This is a genomic window from Pseudomonas sp. NPDC047961 (assembly GCF_050272435.1).
Taxonomy (GTDB): Bacteria; Pseudomonadota; Gammaproteobacteria; order Pseudomonadales; family Pseudomonadaceae; genus Stutzerimonas.
On record NZ_JBNNMD010000003.1, the window covers coordinates 92823 to 110704 of the forward strand.

General features: G+C 62.8%; 13 protein-coding genes. 10 read left to right on the forward strand and 3 right to left on the reverse strand.

Features of this window, described 5'->3' with window-relative positions; all coding sequences use genetic code 11:
* The first annotated feature begins 4 nt into the window (after nt 1–4).
* The 4 genes from ACQKIK_RS11150 to ACQKIK_RS11165 all read left to right on the forward strand — a co-directional run bounded on the left by ACQKIK_RS11150 (nt 5) and on the right by ACQKIK_RS11165 (nt 3323).
* On the forward strand, nt 5–799 hold the full coding sequence (locus tag ACQKIK_RS11150) for an ABC transporter ATP-binding protein (protein ID WP_499135981.1): 795 nt from the start codon (nt 5–7) through the stop codon (nt 797–799).
* A 709-nt stretch (nt 800–1508) separates the two neighbouring features.
* Nucleotides 1509–2051, forward strand: coding sequence for a methyl-accepting chemotaxis protein (locus ACQKIK_RS11155; protein WP_499136425.1), 543 nt, complete (start codon nt 1509–1511; stop codon nt 2049–2051).
* Nucleotides 2052–2053: 2 nt separating this feature from the next.
* Nucleotides 2054–2749, forward strand: coding sequence for a hypothetical protein (locus ACQKIK_RS11160; RefSeq protein ID WP_499135982.1), 696 nt, complete (start codon nt 2054–2056; stop codon nt 2747–2749).
* 130 nt (nt 2750–2879) lie between these two features.
* Nucleotides 2880–3323, forward strand: a complete 444-nt coding sequence (locus tag ACQKIK_RS11165; protein ID WP_045426193.1) for a thioesterase family protein — start codon at nt 2880–2882, stop codon at nt 3321–3323.
* Here the strand turns inward: ACQKIK_RS11165 and ACQKIK_RS11170 are convergent.
* Nucleotides 3316–4263 (reverse strand): 1-phosphofructokinase family hexose kinase, encoded by a 948-nt coding sequence (locus ACQKIK_RS11170; protein ID WP_499135984.1) that lies wholly within the window; start codon nt 4261–4263, stop codon nt 3316–3318. The genes ACQKIK_RS11165 and ACQKIK_RS11170 overlap by 8 nt on opposite strands.
* Nucleotides 4264–4606: 343 nt before the next feature.
* Here ACQKIK_RS11170 and ACQKIK_RS11175 point away from each other — a divergent pair, with 343 nt between their 5' ends.
* Together ACQKIK_RS11175 and ACQKIK_RS11180 are read left to right on the forward strand one after the other, a co-directional pair.
* The gene (locus tag ACQKIK_RS11175) at nt 4607–5818 is read left to right on the forward strand and encodes a nitrate/nitrite transporter (RefSeq protein ID WP_499135985.1); all 1212 of its coding nucleotides are present in this window, start codon (nt 4607–4609) and stop codon (nt 5816–5818) included.
* 86 nt (nt 5819–5904) lie between these two features.
* Complete coding sequence (locus ACQKIK_RS11180) at nt 5905–7578, forward strand: bifunctional protein-serine/threonine kinase/phosphatase (protein ID WP_499135986.1); 1674 nt, start codon at nt 5905–5907, stop codon at nt 7576–7578.
* Between the two features lie 15 nt (nt 7579–7593).
* On the opposite strand, the gene ACQKIK_RS11185 is transcribed toward ACQKIK_RS11180, so the two are convergent.
* The gene (locus ACQKIK_RS11185; RefSeq protein WP_499135987.1) at nt 7594–7914 is read right to left on the reverse strand and encodes a class I SAM-dependent methyltransferase; all 321 of its coding nucleotides are present in this window, start codon (nt 7912–7914) and stop codon (nt 7594–7596) included.
* Nucleotides 7915–8675: 761 nt separating this feature from the next.
* On the opposite strand from ACQKIK_RS11185, the gene nirB reads away from it, so the two are divergent.
* The 4 genes from nirB to cobA all read left to right on the forward strand — a co-directional run bounded on the left by nirB (nt 8676) and on the right by cobA (nt 15218).
* Nucleotides 8676–11126, forward strand: coding sequence for a nitrite reductase large subunit NirB (gene nirB / locus ACQKIK_RS11190; protein WP_499135988.1), 2451 nt, complete (start codon nt 8676–8678; stop codon nt 11124–11126).
* 54 nt (nt 11127–11180) lie between these two features.
* Complete coding sequence (gene nirD, locus ACQKIK_RS11195) at nt 11181–11504, forward strand: nitrite reductase small subunit NirD (RefSeq protein WP_463308423.1); 324 nt, start codon at nt 11181–11183, stop codon at nt 11502–11504.
* A 204-nt stretch (nt 11505–11708) separates the two neighbouring features.
* The gene (locus ACQKIK_RS11200; RefSeq protein ID WP_499135989.1) at nt 11709–14405 is read left to right on the forward strand and encodes a nitrate reductase; all 2697 of its coding nucleotides are present in this window, start codon (nt 11709–11711) and stop codon (nt 14403–14405) included.
* A 75-nt stretch (nt 14406–14480) separates the two neighbouring features.
* Nucleotides 14481–15218, forward strand: a complete 738-nt coding sequence (gene cobA / locus ACQKIK_RS11205) for a uroporphyrinogen-III C-methyltransferase (RefSeq protein WP_499135990.1) — start codon at nt 14481–14483, stop codon at nt 15216–15218.
* Nucleotides 15219–15521: 303 nt separating this feature from the next.
* On the opposite strand, the gene ACQKIK_RS11210 is transcribed toward cobA, so the two are convergent.
* Nucleotides 15522–17876 carry an efflux RND transporter permease subunit gene (locus tag ACQKIK_RS11210; RefSeq protein ID WP_045426169.1) on the reverse strand — a complete coding sequence of 785 codons (2355 nt, stop codon included), beginning with the start codon at nt 17874–17876 and terminating at the stop codon, nt 15522–15524.
* Nucleotides 17877–17882: the final 6 nt, after the last annotated feature.

A 17882-nucleotide genomic window follows, 5' to 3' on the forward strand; every position in this document is an offset into this window, starting at 1 on the left:
CACGATGAACCCTACCCATCTCGAACTCACCGGCGTCGGTATCAGCTTCCCCACCGACAAAGGCCTCTACTGCGCCCTGCAGAACGTCAATTTGCGCATCGCCAAGGGCGAATTTGTTTCGCTGATCGGCCACTCGGGCTGCGGCAAGTCGACGGTGCTGAACATCGTCGCTGGCCTCTATCAGGCCACCACCGGCGGCGTGATCCTCGACGGCCGAGAGGTCAACGAGCCCGGCCCGGAACGCGCCGTGGTGTTCCAGAACCACAGCTTGCTGCCCTGGTTGTCCTGCTATGAGAACGTCGAACTGGCGGTGCGCCAGGTCTTCAAGGGCCAGAAGAGCAGACGTGAAATGCGCGACTGGATCGAGCACAACCTCGAACTGGTGCACATGACCCACGCCCGTGACAAGCGCCCCAGCGAGATCTCCGGCGGCATGAAGCAGCGCATCGGCATCGCCCGCGCGCTGGCCATGCAACCCAAGGTATTGCTGATGGACGAGCCCTTCGGCGCGCTCGATGCGCTGACTCGTGCGCACCTGCAGGACTCGCTGATGGAAATCCACGCCGACCTCGGTAACACGGTGATCATGATCACCCATGACGTCGACGAGGCCGTCCTGCTCTCCGACCGCATAGTGATGATGACCAATGGCCCCTCGGCCACCATCGGCGACATTCTGCGTGTTGAGCTCCCGCATCCACGCAACCGCATGACGTTGGCACACGACGCTCAGTATCACGCTTACCGCGCGCAAGTCCTCGAGTTCCTCTATCAACGCCAGCAGCGGCCCGCGGCATGACCGCCACACGGCTCAGCTTTGCCTTGCATGGCGCGCCGCACCGGCACTTTTCGTATCAACGAGGTTGCTCGCGAAGCGTGTTCAGTTCGAGCTCGCACAGCCCTCAGCAAATCGAACCGGAATCAACGACATGGACAGAGCATTGATCGGTACCAGCCAGACGGCAGAAGCCTGCAAAGCGGAGCCAGGCACTGCGGTAAACCAGCACCTGGACTGGCTGCTGCTTGCGGCCTGGGCGGGCGCCTGTCTCGCAGCCCTCTGGCAGCAGCCGCTGCTGTCGCTGACGCTCGGTTGCCTTGCCGGAGGCATGCAGCTCGGCCAGCAGCGCAAACGGCGCGCAAGCCAGCGTCATAGCGACCACCTGTTGAGGCTGCTTGGCCGGCAACAGCGCCTCAGCGAGCCGCGCGAGGATCTGGTCGCTGCTTTCAGTGCCCAGTCGCTGCGCAGCGAACGTCTGCGCAGCGAGGTGCAATTCGCCAGTGATGCTCTGGAGCGCATGGCCGGTGCAGCCGAGCACAGCAGCATCGACCAGGGTCAGCGCGTCCTGGCAATCAGTGACGCCAGCAAAGCGCTGAGCGACAACCTCGCGCGTGTCGACACGCTGGGCCAGCAAGCCATGCAGGCCTTTGCCGAAACCCATCGTGACAGCCAAGCCGGTCGCGACCGCGCTCTGACTGTCAGCCATTCGATGAGCGATGTCCGCGAAAGCATGCAACGCACCGCCGATGCGGTCGGCCAGCTGCTTCAGGACACCGCAGCGGTGGGCAATGCCGCGTTAAGCATCCAGAACGTCGCCAAACAAACCCAGCTGCTCGCCCTGAATGCCTCGATCGAAGCCGCGCGCGCCGGCGAGCATGGCCGCGGCTTTGCAGTCGTCGCTGACGAGGTTCGTCAGTTGGCGCTGACCAGCGACCGCGCCGCCCAAGACATCACCCGTGTGGTTGCAACCACAGGCGCTGCTGTCCGCCGTGTGGAAGTCGAGGTCATTCAGCATCAGCAGTTGCTCGAGCAAAGCGGCCAGCAGAGCAGCGCGTTGGCGACCGAACTCGATCAGTTGGCGCGACGCAGTCAGCAGAGCCTGGCCGAGCTCGACCATTTGCATGCGGCCCTCGATGAGCAGCGCAACAGCAATCACCTGCTCCGCGTCCAGCTCGAGCACGTCGAAACAGGCGTCGATCAGCAGCGCGCCCAGGCCGAAGAACTGCACAGCCTGACCCTCTATCTCACCCGCCTCAGCCGTACGGAAGCCTGACCATGGAAGTATCAATCGCCCTGACCCTGGCCGCCTGCCTGGTCCTGCTTGGCAACCATCTGAGCCGCGTCGCGGCCGAGCGGCATCGCAAGCGAATCAGCACCACCGACGTCCAGGCGCTGCAGCAGGCGCTGGAAGTTCTACAGTTCGTCCAGAAGCATCGCGGCCTCGGTGGTCAACGGGATGCCTCGGCAGCAACGCAGCGCCTGGAAGTGGCTGGCCGGCTCGACCGGCTCTGGCAGGAATGGAATGGCGACGAAAACCGCCCCGCGATGCGCGTGCTGTGGCAGCAGGTTCGCCAGAACCCGGCCGACTTCGAGCCGCACTGCATCCTCATCGAACAGGTGCTCGAGAGCATTCACGTACTGGAGCTGCGCCTGGCCTACCAGGGCAATCCACAGGTCACCGGCCTATGCGAAGCCTGCCGCGCACTGGAAGACCTTGGCCGGTTGCGCGGCCTCGCGGTGCGTGCGGCCAATTTCGACACCTGCCCGCTGGATATGCAGATCCAAATGCGTTACCTGTGCCAGCGACTGGCCGACCCGATTGGCGGCAAGACGCTGAGCAGCCTCATCGAACACCTGGAGCAGAACCTGATCAATGCGCCGCGAATCAACCTCGCGCCGGCCGAATGCTACGCGTTGATCACGCCGATTATTGATGAGCGCCTGCAGGGTATTCGCCATAGCATCGCTTAATGGGTATGACAGCAAAGGGCGCAGCCACTTGAGACGATTGTCGGACTTGGGCCTGCTCGGCGGACGCGTACAATCCGCGTCCCGCACGTTGCGCTGAACCGGCGCCACGCATCCAGTCCACGAGAGCACCATGGCCCGTCTGACCCTGCAGTTCCCAGAAGACCAGTTCTGTTTCACCACCCAACTGACGGTACGTATCACCGATATCAACGCCGGCAACCATCTGGCGAACGACTCGATGATCTCGATGATTTCAGAGGCCCGCGCGCGCTTCCTGTTTGCCTATGGCATCGCAGAGACCAACAAGGACGGTGGTGGAATTATCGTCACCGACCTGGCCACCACCTACAAAGCCGAAGCCCATGCACGGGATGCCTTGTTGTTCGAGGTCGGCGTCATGGATTTCAACAAGTACGGCGGCGACATCACCTTCCGTATTACCCGGCCGGCCGATGGCACCCTGATTGCCATGGCCAAATCCGGCTTCGTTTTTTACGACTATTCGCAAAGCCGTGTCGTCGCCATGCCTGACGCATTTGCCGCGAAATTCCCGCGGGTCAACCGGATCAATTAGCCCAACATTCGCCATCGCCGAGCTGCAGCAGTCGCTGCACATCCTCGCGATGGCAGAGTTCGGTACCGGGGCGCATCACGGTTGCGCTCCCGGCGGCGATACCGAAGCGCACAGCCTCGTCAATGCCGCGCCCTTCGGCCAGCGCCAGCACAATTGCACCGAGCATACTGTCGCCGGCGCCCACCGCACTGACGACTGGGACCTGTGGCGAGCGCAGCCGGTGTAGCTGCTCGCCATAGGCCACCAGCGCCCCTTCCGCGCCCAGCGAGAGCACAATTATTTGCGCACAACCGCTCGCCATCAGGCCGCGTAGCGCTTGCTCCTGTTCCACTTCGCTCGTGATCGCGCGACCCACCAGAGTCGACAGCTCGTTGAGGCTCGGTTTCAGCAGGTATGCACCGCCCCGGCGTGCAGCGTAGGCCAGGGGCTCGCCGGACAGGTCGACGACCAGCCTGGCACCGATGCGCCGCGTCAGTCTGAGCAGATCATCGTAGAACGTAAGCGCCACAGCCGGCGGAAAGCTCCCGCTCAGCACCAGATACCTCGGCGCTGGATCCAGCGAGGCCAATGCGTCGAGGCAGCGGGTCCGCTCATCTGAGGACAAGGAAGGGCCAGGCAGCACGAAACGGTACTGCAGCCCAGTCTCGAACTCGTCCACCGTGAAACTTTCACGCGTGTCGCCAACGATCGGAACGGGGTGGTGCGCCAGGCGCAGCTGATCCAGCGCACGCGTGAGCAGATCACCGAACGGACCGCCTGCGGGATAGATGGCCACCGCATCGCCCCCCAGCGTATCGACCACCCGCGCGACATTTATCCCTCCGCCGCCCGGGTCATGGCGCGGCAGCGAGCAGCGCAACTTCTCGGTGCTGGTCACCCGCGCAGTGCTGACGGACAGATCCATTGCCGGGTTCAGGGTCAGGGTGGCAATAACGGGCATCGATCACTCCTCGAAGTTTTGCCGGCCAAGCCTAGCAGCCGCCGTGAGGGAAAAGACATTCACCAAAGCACTGCCCCGAAATGGCGCTCATCGCACAACGGTTGTGCAGCCGACGCCGGCCGGGTGGGCGTGCCCAGCATCACTGCTGCGTAAAACGCGGCCGCCAGCAGACTGGCACGCTAGGTGCTTGGCTCTCGGCACGGTAGGCCAACGGCGGTCTCCACGTTATGACAAAGGCGTCGCAACATTCCTGCTCCGGCAGGCGTGCTGCGGCGCCTTTTTGTTTTCGCCTCGAAGCTGGGGCGGCCTCTTTTGCACTAGATGAATGCCTGGAGCCTACCCGATGAATACCAGTTTCTGGAAAGCCGGCCACACCCCAACACTGTTCTCCGCCTTTCTCTACTTCGACTTGAGTTTCATGGTCTGGTACGTGCTTGGCCCCATGGGCGTGCAGATCGCCGCGGACCTGGGGCTGACTACGCAACAGCGTGCCTTCATGGTCGCCACGCCCATTCTCTCCGGCGCCGTGCTTAGACTGGTGCTGGGCATGCTGGCCGATCGCACCTCGCCGAAGACCGCTGGGTTGTTCGGCCAGGTCGTGGTGATCGCCGCCTTGTTCATCGCCTGGCTGCATGGCATTCACAGCTATGAGCAAGCGCTGCTGCTCGGCCTGTTCCTCGGCATGGCAGGCGCTTCGTTCGCCGTGGCGCTACCCCTGGCCTCGCAGTGGTATCCGCCGCAGCATCAGGGCAAGGCCATGGGCATTGCCGGTGCAGGCAACTCCGGCACGGTGCTCGCGGCGCTGTTCGCACCGGTACTGGCCACCATGTTCGGCTGGAGCAACGTGTTCGGTCTGGCACTGATTCCCCTGGTGCTGACGCTGATCATCTTTGCCTCGCTCGCCAAGAATGCGCCGAACCGCCCTGCGCCGAAGTCCTTCGCCGATTACATGAAGGCACTGGGCGATCGCGACAGCTGGTGGTTCATGTTCTTCTACAGCGTGACCTTTGGTGGCTTCCTTGGCCTGGCCAGCACCCTCCCCGGCTATTTCCACGATCAGTACGCCTTCGACCCGGTCAAGGCCGGTTATTACACGGCCGCCTGCGTATTCGCCGGCAGCCTGCTGCGCCCATTGGGCGGGGCACTGGCGGACCGCATCGGCGGTATACGCTCGCTGCTGGTGATGTACACCGTCGCCGCTATCTGTCTGTTCGTGGTCGGCTTCAACCTGCCAAGCTCGACGGCGGCGCTGGCGCTATTCGTCGTTGCCATGCTCAGCCTGGGTGCCGGCAACGGCGCGGTGTTCCAATTGGTGCCGCAGCGCTTCAACAAGGAAATTGGCGTGATGACCGGACTTGTCGGCATGGCCGGTGGCATCGGCGGCTTCCTGCTGACCGCAGGCCTGGGCGCCGTCAAGCAGGCCACCGGTGACTACCAGATGGGCCTGTGGCTGTTCGCCAGCCTGGGTGCGCTGGCCTGGTTCGGGCTCTATGGCGTCAAGCGCCGTTGGAGGACCACCTGGGGTTCCGCCGCGATGACCGCCGCACGCGTCTGAGTTCGAATACGCTAGCCAGAAGGCAGGCCACCCGGCCTGCCTTTGCCGCTCGATCATCCTATCGCGCCATCCGGAGTGTTGCCTTCATGCCTTTGCAGCTGTCGTTTGGCGAAGCCACCGCAACCGGCCCCCGGGAAGAAAATCAGGATGCGCTGCAGATCATCACGCCAACGCCGGGGCTCGCCGCGAGCAAGGGCGCGCTGTTTGCCATCGCCGACGGCGTCAGCCAGTGCGCCGATGGCGGCCTAGCTGCACGCGCCACGCTGCAGGCGCTGGCCACCGACTACTACGCCACCCCGGAAACCTGGACCGTCGCGCAGTCGCTCGACCGGCTCTTGGTGGCCCACAACCGCTGGCTGCAGGCCAATGGCGGCGGCCAGCCACTGCTGACCACCCTGACCGCGCTGATACTGCGCGGGCGTCGCTTCACCCTCGCCCATGTTGGCGACTGCCGCGCCTACCGCTGGTTCGACGGCGAGCTGCAGCGCCTCAGCGAAGACCACGTGTGGGAACAGCCGAACATGCAGCACGTGCTCAAGCGCGCCATGGGTCTGGACCAGCATCTGGTGGTGGATTACCTCGACGGCGAGCTGCGCCTCGGCGAATCCTTTTTGCTGCTCAGTGATGGTGTCTGGGCCAGCATTACCGAAGGCGATATCCGGAATGTGCTCAGCGCCGAACCTGATCTGACCAGCGCGGCTAGGGCGCTGGTCCATCTAGCCCACCAGACCGGCAGCCAGGACAACGCCAGCGCCCTGCTGCTGCGGGTCGACGAGCTGCCGGAAGCGGCATTGGCCGATTCGCTCGCACAGCTGGCAGATTGGCCGTTGCCACCCAAGCTACGCCCCGGACAGATATTCGAAGGCTGGACCGTCGACTCGCTGCTGGCCGAATCGCGCCAGTCGCTGGTCTACCGCGTGAGTGATCAGCAGGGTCAGCCCTGGTTGCTGAAAACGCTGCCGGCCAGCCGCGACGATGAACCCGAAGCCGGGCCAGCCCTGCTGCAGGAAGAGTGGTTTCTGCGCCGCGTCGCCGGCCGCGCCTTTCCCGAAGTCCACGGACTGCCCCAGCGCCAGCACCTGTACTACGTGCAGCGTGAATACCGTGGCCAGACCCTCGGCCAGCAATTCAGTCAGCAGGGCCCGCTGGCACTGACCGATTGGCTGCAGATGGCCCCATGCCTGGTCCGCGCATTGGGCATGCTGCACCGGCGCAACATCCTGCACCGCGATATCAAGCCCGAGAATCTGCATCTGGATGACAACGGCGAGCTGCGCCTGCTGGATTTCGGCCTCGCCTATTGCCCAGGTTTGTCCCGAGACCTGCCGCATCATCTTCCGGGTACGCCAAGCTACATCGCGCCCGAGGCCTTTAGCGGCGAAGCGCCGAGCCGGGAGCAGGACCTCTATGCGGCAGGCGTCACCCTCTACTTCCTGCTGACCGGCCGTTTTCCCTACGGTGAAGTCGAGGCTTTCCAGCGGCCCCGTTTCGGCAGCCCTGTGCCAGCAAACCGGTATCGCCCTGATCTGCCCCAGTGGCTGGATGACATGCTCAGGCGCGCCGTCGCGGTTGACCCCTCGCAGCGCTTCGAAACCGCGGAAGAATGGCTGCTGACCTTGGAACAGGGGGAGCGGCTGGCCAGCAACACGGCAACACTACCGCTGCTGGAACGCGAACCGCTGAAGGTCTGGCGTGGGCTGGCCCTGATTTCACTGCTGCTAAATCTGATGCTGGTGGTCTGGTTGGCGAAAGGCAGCTAACCAATCACCTTGCGATCAGACCGACACGCGCCGGACGATCAAACCTTGCCGGGCCACACGCGTCAGTTGCCGCACGCAGTCTTCGAGACGTTCAGCGCTCGGCGCCTGGATCACGGCCATATCGAAACTGTTCGATGCAAAGTGCGCCAGCGACTCATCGACCCCGGTGAACTGAACCTGAAAGGCACGCGGCCTGCCCCAGCGCTTCGGCCAGCCATCGAGATAACGTAACAACGAAGGTTGATGGCTACCGCCAAGGAGGATTTTCGGGTTGCTGCGGACAAGCCCACAGGTGATAGGGGCCAAACGTAGAGGGGCGCGTTGTAGTGCATTCATTGGGAGAAGTCCCGCCTCGAAAATTCCGCTGGGCAGCGGTGGGAGGCGACACCGAACCAGCGCTTTAGCGGTATTTCGAAGCCTTGGCTCCAGGCGCCCCGCAAGTAGCTGACTAAATCGGCGCATGGGCGAAACAATAGAAAAGCGGGCCGGCGGCTGTCAACGGTCAATTTCGCCATGCAGCCCGCGGCCTCCTCGGTGATGGTGGGCTGAAGCCCACCATACGGGTGCAGCGGAGCTGCCACCCGGTTCACCTACGGGTCTCAACCACCAAGAGCCGTCACGACACACGGCCTCATTGCGTAGGGTGGGCTTCAGCCCACCAAAAAGACTCGCAGCAGTCCTCCGACGCACCAGTACTGCGCAGCTTGCTATATAGGGGTGCAGCTGCAAGTCGCTTCGGCCCGGTTGCGCAGGCTTGGCGAAACGATAAGACAGCGCAGCATTACGTGCGCCTGTACCGGTTCGCTCCGTGCCAGGCGCCCGTCAGTGCTGGGCTGCGCGACGAAGACATTGCGCAGGGCGACATGCGCGCTACGGCTGACCGCGGCCTGCCGCTGAACCGCGATCAGGTTGGCACAGCCTCTGCATTGTCAGGCTTACATCAAGCCGGACCTTCAACGTGGAGGGTCCGGCCCCGAATACGGAACACAAGGACAAAGGCGTCCTCACTGAGATCAGTGGGACGCCTTTTTTCGTTTCTGGATTTTCAAAGGCATGGCCAGGCGCAGCTGACCGCCCGGCCCGGCACGGAGAACAGCATGAAGAAACTCAAGCTGGTGATGATTGGCAACGGCATGGCCGGGGTGCGTACCTTGGAAGAGCTGCTCAAGCTCGCCCCTGAGCTCTACGACATCACGGTTTTCGGTGCCGAGCCCCACCCGAACTACAACCGAATCCTGCTTTCCCCGGTGCTCGCTGGCGAGCAGACCTTCGAGGAAATCGTACTCAACAGCCTTGATTGGTACGCAGAAAACAACATCCGCCTGATGCTCAACCGCAAGGTAGTCGAGATCGACCGCGCCAAGCGCCGCGTGATCGCCGACGACGGCAGCGAGGCCGAGTATGACCGGCTGCTGATCGCCACCGGCTCGAACCCCTTCATCCTGCCGATACCAGGCAACCAGCTCGACGGCGTGATCGGCTACCGCGACATTGCTGACACCCAGAAGATGATGGACACCGCCAAGACCCACAAGCATGCCGTGGTCATCGGCGGTGGCTTGCTCGGACTGGAAGCGGCCAATGGCCTGAAGCTGCGCGGCATGGAGGTCACCGTAGTGCATATCGGCGAGTGGCCGATGGAGCGCCAACTCGACAAGACAGCCGGCACCTTGCTGCAGCAGGCGCTCGAAGCACGCGGCCTCAACTTCAAAATGCAGAAGCAGACCGCCGAGCTGATCGGCAACGATGAGGGCCGCGTGCGAGCCGTGCGTTTCGCCGATGACGAAGTGATCGACGCGGATCTGGTGGTGATGGCCGCCGGTATCCGTCCCAACAGCGAACTCGCTGAACAGTCTGGAATTCCCTGCAACCGCGGCATCCTTGTCAATGACACCCTGCAGACCTACGACCCACGCGTCTATGCAGTCGGTGAGTGCGCCAATCATCGCGGCACCGCCTACGGACTGGTGGCGCCGCTGTTCGAGCAGGCCAAGGTCTGCGCAAACCATCTGGCGATGCTGGGTTTCTCCCGCTACCTGGGCTCGGTGACGTCGACCAAACTGAAGGTCACCGGCATCGACCTGTTCTCCGCAGGCGATTTTCTCGGCGGCGAAGGCACCGAAACCATCACCCTCTCCGACCCCATCGGCGGCGTGTACAAGAAGCTGGTGATCAAGGACAACATCCTCGTCGGCGCCTGCCTGTACGGCGACACCGCCGATGGCGGCTGGTATTTCCGCCAGGTGCGCGAAGGCCATAACGTCAGCGAAATCCGCGATCACCTGATGTTCGGCGAAGGTGCCATCGGCGACACCGGTCACCAGGGCCAGAACAAGGCCATGGCGATGCCCGACAGCATGGAGGTCTGCGGCTGCAATGGCGTGTGCAAAGGCACCATCGTCAAGGCGATACAGGAGCACGGGCTGTTCTCCGTCGACGATGTGAAAAAGCACACCAAGGCCGCCAGTTCCTGCGGCTCCTGCGCCGGGCTGGTGGAACAGATCCTGATGAGTACCGTCGGCGGCGCGGCGGATGTGAAGCCGAAAAGTGAAAAGGCCATTTGCGGCTGCAGCGATTTCAATCACGGTCAGGTGCGCAAGGCCATTGTCGACGAACACCTGATCAGCATCCCGGCGGTGATGAGCTATCTGAACTGGCGCACGCCCAACGGCTGCGCCACCTGCCGCCCGGCCCTGAATTATTACTTGATCTCTTCATGGCCCGGCGAAGCCAAGGACGATCCACAGTCGCGCTTCATCAACGAGCGCGCCCACGCCAATATCCAGAAGGACGGGACCTACTCGGTCATTCCGCGGATGTTCGGCGGCGTGACCAATGCCGCCGAGCTGCGCCGCATCGCTGACGTCGCCGACAAGTACCAGGTGCCGATGGTGAAGGTCACCGGCGGCCAGCGCATCGACCTGCTGGGCATCAAGAAGGACGACCTGCCAAACGTCTGGAAGGACCTGGACATGCCCGATGGCCATGCCTACGGCAAATCCATTCGCACCGTGAAGACCTGCGTCGGCAAGGAGTTCTGCCGTTTCGGCACTCAGAACTCGACCGGGCTGGGCATCGATCTGGAAAAGGCATTGTTCGGCATGTACTCGCCGCACAAGGTCAAGCTGGCCGTCTCCGCCTGCCCGCGCAACTGCGCCGAATCCGGTATCAAGGACGTCGGCATCATCGGCGTCGATTCCGGCTGGGAGCTGTACGTCGGTGGCAATGGTGGCATCAAGACCGAGGCCGGCGAGTTTTTCGTCAAGGTGAAGACCGCCGAGGAAGTCGCCGAATACAGCTTCGCTTTTCTCCAGCTCTACCGCGAGGAAGGCTTCTACCTCGAACGCACCGTGCACTACATGCAGCGCGTCGGCTTGGAATACATCAAGAAAATAGTTCTGGAAGACGAAGCCCGGCGCAAGGCACTGGCCCAGCGGCTGATGTTCTCGCTGAGTTTCGAGGGCGATGGCTGGAAGAAGGCCATCGCCGAGCAATCGCTGAAGAAAGAATACGAAACCATCCAGTTGGCCCAGATCGAGCCCGCGTGACGATGCGCCGCCGCCGGAAAGCTGCTTGATCAACCGAATTGCGAGGAAACAACCATGAAATGGTTCGATATCTGCTCCCTGGACGAGATCAACCCACTCGGTGCACGCATCGTCGCCGGACCGAAGGGTGACATCGCCGTCTTCCGCACCTCCGACGATCAGGTGTTCGCACTGGACGACCGCTGCCCGCACAAGGGTGGCCCGCTGTCCCAGGGCATCGTCTTCGGCAAGCAGGTCGCCTGCCCGCTGCACAACTGGCAGATCAACCTGGATAGCGGCGAAGCCGTGGCGCCGGATATGGGTTGCGCGCATCGACACGAAGCGCGCATCGAGAACGGCCGCGTGCTGCTTTCGCTTAACAGCCAGACAGGTGGCTAAAGCGGAGCGCCGCCCGGCCCACCCTACCCGACCGCACGGCGGCCCAAATCGTAGGGTGGGCTTCAGCCCACCATATGAACTGGCCCGAACACCGCAGGGTTTCCCCGAAGGACGCGAGCTCGGGCAACGATGCACCGCTGCACCAATAAATAACGGTGGGCTAAAGCCCACCCTACGAAGCCACACTTCCTAGGAACCGACGCCATGCGCCAGACAACCGCTTCGACCTGCTGCTACTGCGGCGTGGGCTGCGGCGTACTGATCGAGCACGACGGCGAGCGCATCCTCGATGTCGCCGGCGACCCGAATCATCCCGCCAACTTCGGCAAGCTGTGCAGCAAGGGTGCGACCCTGCACCTGACCGGCGACCTGGACGCCCGCGCGCACTATCCGGAACTGCGGCTGGCCAAGGGGCTGGCCCGCGCACGCACCAGCTGGGACAGCGCCCTGGACCACGCGGCTAATGTGTTCGCCGATACGATTGCCGAGCACGGCCCGGACAGCGTGGCCTTCTACATATCCGGCCAGCTGCTGACCGAGGACTACTACGCCTTCAACAAACTAGCCCGCGCGCTGGTCGGCACCAACAACATCGATTCGAACTCGCGGCTATGCATGTCATCCGCCGTGGTCGGCTACAAGCGCAGCCTCGGCACCGACGCACCGCCGTGCAGCTATGAGGACATCGAACAGAGCGATTGCCTGCTGATCGTCGGCAGCAACATGGCCTACGCCCATCCGGTACTGTTCCGTCGCCTCGAAGAAGCTAAAGCCAAGCGCCCGGAAATGAAGGTCATCGTCGTCGACCCACGCCGCACCGATACCTGCGACCTGGCGGACATGCACCTGGCGATCCTGCCGGGGACTGACGTTGCGCTGTTCCACGGCATCCTTCACATCCTGCTCTGGGAAGGCTGGATCGACCGCGACTTCATCGAGGCCCACACCGATGGCTTCGACGACCTCAAGCGCATGGTGCGCGACTACAACCCGGCCATGGTGGCGGACCTCTGCGGCATCGGCATTGATGAACTGCAGGCCACCGCCCGCCTCATCGGCACGTCGAACAGTTTCCTCTCGCTCTGGTGCATGGGCGTCAACCAGTCCACCGCTGGCAGCGCCAAAAACAGCGCGCTGATCAACTTGCACCTGGCCACCGGCCAGATCGGCAAGCCCGGCGCCGGGCCCTTTTCCCTGACCGGTCAGCCCAACGCCATGGGCGGTCGCGAAACCGGCAGCCTGTCCAACCTGTTGCCCGGCCATCGCGAAGCGGGCAATGCGGGGCATCGAGCTGAAGTGGCTGATTATTGGAACGTACCGGCATTGCCGGAAGCGCCAGGCCTGTCCGCCATCGAGCTGTTCGAGGCGGTGCGCAGCGGCAAGGTCAAGGCGATGTGGATCGCCTGTACCAACCCAGCGCAATCCATGCCGGACCAGCAAAAAGTTTGCGAGGCCTTGGCCGCCTGCCCTTTCGTAGTGGTGCAAGAAGCCTTTTTCACCACCGAAACTTGTCGCTACGCCGACCTCCTGCTGCCCGCCGCCAGCTGGGGCGAGAAGGAAGGCACGGTGACCAACTCGGAGCGCCGCATCAGCCATGTTCGCCCCGCCATCGATGCGCCAGGCGAGGCGCGGGCCGATTGGTCGATCGCCTGTGACTTCGCCCGCCGGCTGGAAACGCTGATGCGTCCGGGCCAGGCCAGCCTGTTCGCGTTCGATACGCCGTCGGCGATATTCGAGGAATACAAGTGGCTGACCGCAGGCCGCGACCTGGATCTGTCCGGGCTCAGCCACGCATTGATCGACAGGCTCGGGCCGCAGCAGTGGCCTTTCCCCGCCGGCAGCACAGAGGGCACCACGCGCCTTTATGGCGACGGGGTCTTCCCTACCGACAACGGCCGCGCACGCTTTCTCACCGAGCAGTACCAGGCGCCAAAGGAACGACGCGAGGCGCGATTCCCGCTCACGCTGAACACCGGCCGCCTGCGCGACCATTGGCACGGCATGAGCCGCACTGGCACCGCGGCGCGCCTGTTCGGCCACGTCGAGGAAGCACTGCTGAGCATGAGCACCGACGACATGCGCCGTCGCCGTCTGCTCGATGGTCAACTGGTCAAGGTCCGCAGCCGCCGCGGCGAGCTACTGCTACCGGTACAGAAGGACGACTGCCTGCGGCCCGGCCAGGCCTTCATGCCGATGCATTGGGGGGATCGTTTCCTCAAGGGAATGGGCGTGAATGTGCTGACCCTCCCCGACTTCGATCCAGTCTCCAAACAGCCGGAGCTCAAGCACGCCGGGGTGGAAGTGGAGAAGGTGGAGCTGCCCTGGCAATTCTTTGCCCTGGTAGAAGGCGGTGTGCAGAAGCGCTTCGAAAAATTGCGGCCCTTATTCGAAGGCTTCGCCTATGCCAGTTTCAGCCTGACCGGGCGAGACCGTTCGGCGCTGGTCATCCGCGCCGCCTGTAACGAAGCCCCGGATGCGACGCAACTGGCGCAGATCGAACAGCTGCTTGGGCTGGACGAAGGCCCGGTGGTGGCTTACGACGACCCACGACGTGCTGTCGGCAAGCGGGTGCGTATCGAGGAGGGTCGCATCGTCGCCCTTAGCCTGTCCGGCGAAACCGCCGCACGCGACTGGCTGAAACAGCTCTGGCACGACGGCACGGCCGATCAGGCACTGCGTCGCTGGCTGCTGGCGCCACTGAGCACACCGCCGGGCGGAGGCGTCCGCGCGGCCAAGACCCTGTGCAACTGCATGAACGTTGGCGAGGGCGCGATCTGTGCGGGCATAGATCGCGGCCTCGACCTCAATGGTTTAAAGCGGGAGCTGGGTTGCGGCACCAGCTGCGGGTCCTGTCTACCGGAAATCAAGCGGTTGCTGGTAAAGCAGCCAGCGGTGGCCTGAACGGCTCACCCTGAGAGCAACCGGCGATGCACGACGTGTCGCCGATACGATTACAGCAGCATGAGAGGTAGAAACATGAGCGCAAAAGTCTGGCTGGTGGGTGCAGGGCCCGGTGATCCGGAACTGCTGACGCTCAAGGCCGTACGCGCAATGCGCGAGGCGCAGGTGGTGCTGATCGATGATCTGGTCAACCCTGCAGTACTCGAGCATTGCCCGAACGCTCGGGTAATCCCGGTTGGCAAGCGCGGCGGCTGCCGCTCGACGCCACAGGCATTCATCCATCGGCTGATGCTCCGCTACGCACGCCAGGGCAAATGCGTGGTACGGCTCAAAGGGGGTGACCCCTGCATCTTCGGCCGCGGCGGCGAGGAAGCTGAATGGCTGGCGGAGCGCGGCGTCGAGGTCGAGCTGGTCAATGGCATCACCGCAGGCTTGGCCGGCGCCACCCAATGCGGTATCTCACTCACCCAACGCGGCGTAGCGCGCGGCGTCACCCTGGTCACCGCACATACCCTGGACGGCAGCAGCCCCGAGTGGCATGCCTTGGCTAAAACCGGCACCACGCTGGTCGTCTACATGGGCGTGAGCAGCTTGCAGCAGGTACAGGCCGGCCTCATGGAAGGCGGCCTGCCGGCCAGCACTCCGGTGGCGATGATTGAAAACGCCTCGCTGCCATATCAGCGCGAATGCCGTTCGCAACTGGGGGCTATGTACACCGATGCTGCCGCGTTCCGGTTGAAGAGCCCCGCGATCCTGGTCATCGGCGAAGTCGCCGCGCAAGCCGTTACGCAGGGGCTAAGCCAGATTGCGTGATAGGTAGCTGCTGATACGTTGGACCGGATGGTCGAAGCTGGAGCTGACACTCAGCACGTAGTGGTCCATATCACCGGACCGTCCTACCGGGGAACGGTGGGCTGAAGCGGAGCGCCGCCCGGCCCACCCTACTCTGAGGTTCGGGCAGCGAATGCCCAGCAGGGCGTGATCCTAAGGTAGGGTGGGCTTCAGCCCACCAGACAGCCCGCGATGGTAGAGCGACGTGATGGCAGACTCCGCGTCCCCGGCGCTAGATACTAAGAGCCCCGCTTTGCGGGGTTCTTAGTTTAGCGCCTGGCTATGTCACGCTTTCTGCCGCAGCTTCTCCGGCTTGATCAGGAAGCGCGCCAGTGCAGGCAGCAGCCAGATCGCGCCGACCATGTTCCAGAGGAACATGAAGGTCAGCATCAGGCCCATGTCCGCCTGGAACTTGATCGCCGAGAACACCCAGGTGAACACGCCGATCGCCAGGCAGATACCGGTGAAGATGACCGCCTTGCCCGTCGATTTCAGGGTTTCGTAATAGGCATCCTGCAGCGTCATGCCCTGGCGCAGGTAGGATTCCAAACGGCTGTAGATATAGATGCCGTAGTCCACACCAATACCCACCCCGAGTGCGATCACCGGCAACGTCGCGACTTTTACGCCAATCCCCATGAAGGCCATCAGCGCGTTGCCGAGAATGGAGGTCAGCACCAGCGGCAGAACGATACACAGAGTCGCCGCGACGGAGCGGAAGGTCAGCAGGCACATGAAACTCACCGCGGCGTAGACCGCAATCAGCATGGTGGTTTCAGAAGCGGCGATGACTTCGTTGGTCGCTGCTTCGATACCGGCGTTGCCCGCAGCCAGGACGAACTCCAAACCTTCGCGGTTGTTTTCCTCGGCGAATTCACGCGCCGCGGACACCACATGCTCAAGCGTCTCGGCTTTGTGGTCATTGAGGAACACCAGCACCGGCGCCAGAGAGCAATCGCTGTTGTACATGCCTTCGGCACGAGCAATGGAGCTGTTCAGTACGAACTGGTTACGCGACAGCGTTTCCCACTTCAGGCTGCCCTCGTTCATACCCTTGATGCTTTGCCGCGCCACGGTGACCATCGACACCGCTGACTGGACACCCTCGGTGTTTTCCATTTTCCACATCAGCTCGTCCATGGCGGCGAGCGTGTCGTAATGGGCGCAGCCTTCGGGCGCCGTTTTCACCATCACCACCAGCACGTCCGAACTGGTCGAGTAGTTGCTGATGACGAAATCGTTGTCGAGGTTGTAGCGCGAATCCGGGTGCAGTTCCGGTGCGCCCTGGTCAAGGTCGCCGATCTTCAGGTTCTGTCCGTACCAGAGTCCTCCACCCACGGCGAGCAGCGCGATGACAATGGATATCGGCGCGACGATCGGGTTGGCAAAGTTGGACAGCAGGCGCCAGAACGGATGGTTACGCGCGGCCTCATCTCGAGCCTGCTTGACTGCTCGCTGGCTGATGCCCATGTAGGAAATCGCCACCGGCAACAGGATCAGGTTGGTCAGGATGATGACCGCCACACCCAGCGAAGCACCGATCGCCAGTTCGCGGATTACCCCGATGTCGATCAGTAGCAGCGTCACGAAGCCAACGGCATCGGAGGCCAGCGCCACCATGCCGGGGATAAACAGTTGACGGAATGCCATCCGCGCGGCCGCAAGCGGATCGTCGGTTTCGCCGGAAGCCATGGCGATGCCGTTGATCTTCTGCACGCCGTGGGAAATACCGATTGCGAATACCAGGAACGGGACCAGCATCGAGTAAGGATCGAGCCCGAAACCCAGCGTGTGCAGCAGACCGAGCTGCCAGGCAACGGCGATAAGCGTGGTCACGACGACCGCGATGGTGCTCTTGAAGCAGCGGGTGAACCACAGCAGCAACGCCAGGGTGATGCCGATGGCAACAAAGAAGAACAGCGCAACGCCGACCAGACCGTCAATCAGATCACCGACCTTCTTGGCGAAACCGATGATGTGAATCTCCACATTCGGATTCTGAGCCTCGTACTTGTCGCGAATCTTCTCTTCCAGCTCGTGAGAAAATTGCTGGTAGTCGAGCTTGATCTGCCTGCTGCGATCATCCGGATCCGAGTAGGACTCCATCAGCGGCACGTCGATGATGCTGGACCTGAAGTCGTTGGCAACCAGACGCCCGACCTGCCCGGACTTAAGAATGTTGCTGCGAAGGTCATCGAGGCTTTCCGGCGACCCGTCATAGGTCTGCGGAATGACCTCACCACCAGCAAAGCCTTGCTCCGTCACCTCGGTCCAGCGAACGCTGGGGCTCCACAGCGACTTCATGTTGGAGCGATCGACACCCTGGATATAGAAGACTTCGTCATGAATCTGACGCAGCGTTTCCATGTAGTCCTTGGAGAAAATGTCACCATCCTTGGCTGCCACGGAAATCCGCACCGTGTTGCCCAGGTTGGCCAGATCGTCGCGATGCTGGAGCATGTTCTGAATGTAGGGATGCCCCAGCGGGATCATCTTTTCGAAGCTGGTCGAAGGACGAACCTGGGCGGCCTGATAGAACAGGAACACGCTGATCAACAGGCAGACGAGGATCACTGCCGGTCGATTGTTGAATATCAGGCGCTCGAGAAAAGACGCCGGCTTCTGCTGATGCTTGGTCATGTTGGC

Coding starts and splice junctions, on each gene's coding strand:
- ACQKIK_RS11150 (WP_499135981.1), top strand. CDS start 5: ATGAACCCTACCCATCTCGAACTCACCGGCGTCGGTATCAGCTTCCCC.
- ACQKIK_RS11200 (WP_499135989.1), top strand. CDS start 11,709: ATGCGCCAGACAACCGCTTCGACCTGCTGCTACTGCGGCGTGGGCTGC.
- nirD (WP_463308423.1), top strand. CDS start 11,181: ATGAAATGGTTCGATATCTGCTCCCTGGACGAGATCAACCCACTCGGT.
- cobA (WP_499135990.1), top strand. CDS start 14,481: ATGAGCGCAAAAGTCTGGCTGGTGGGTGCAGGGCCCGGTGATCCGGAA.
- ACQKIK_RS11180 (WP_499135986.1), top strand. CDS start 5,905: ATGCCTTTGCAGCTGTCGTTTGGCGAAGCCACCGCAACCGGCCCCCGG.
- ACQKIK_RS11155 (WP_499136425.1), top strand. CDS start 1,509: ATGCAACGCACCGCCGATGCGGTCGGCCAGCTGCTTCAGGACACCGCA.
- ACQKIK_RS11185 (WP_499135987.1), bottom strand. CDS start 7,914: ATGAATGCACTACAACGCGCCCCTCTACGTTTGGCCCCTATCACCTGT.
- ACQKIK_RS11175 (WP_499135985.1), top strand. CDS start 4,607: ATGAATACCAGTTTCTGGAAAGCCGGCCACACCCCAACACTGTTCTCC.
- ACQKIK_RS11170 (WP_499135984.1), bottom strand. CDS start 4,263: ATGCCCGTTATTGCCACCCTGACCCTGAACCCGGCAATGGATCTGTCC.
- nirB (WP_499135988.1), top strand. CDS start 8,676: ATGAAGAAACTCAAGCTGGTGATGATTGGCAACGGCATGGCCGGGGTG.
- ACQKIK_RS11210 (WP_045426169.1), bottom strand. CDS start 17,876: ATGACCAAGCATCAGCAGAAGCCGGCGTCTTTTCTCGAGCGCCTGATA.
- ACQKIK_RS11160 (WP_499135982.1), top strand. CDS start 2,054: ATGGAAGTATCAATCGCCCTGACCCTGGCCGCCTGCCTGGTCCTGCTT.
- ACQKIK_RS11165 (WP_045426193.1), top strand. CDS start 2,880: ATGGCCCGTCTGACCCTGCAGTTCCCAGAAGACCAGTTCTGTTTCACC.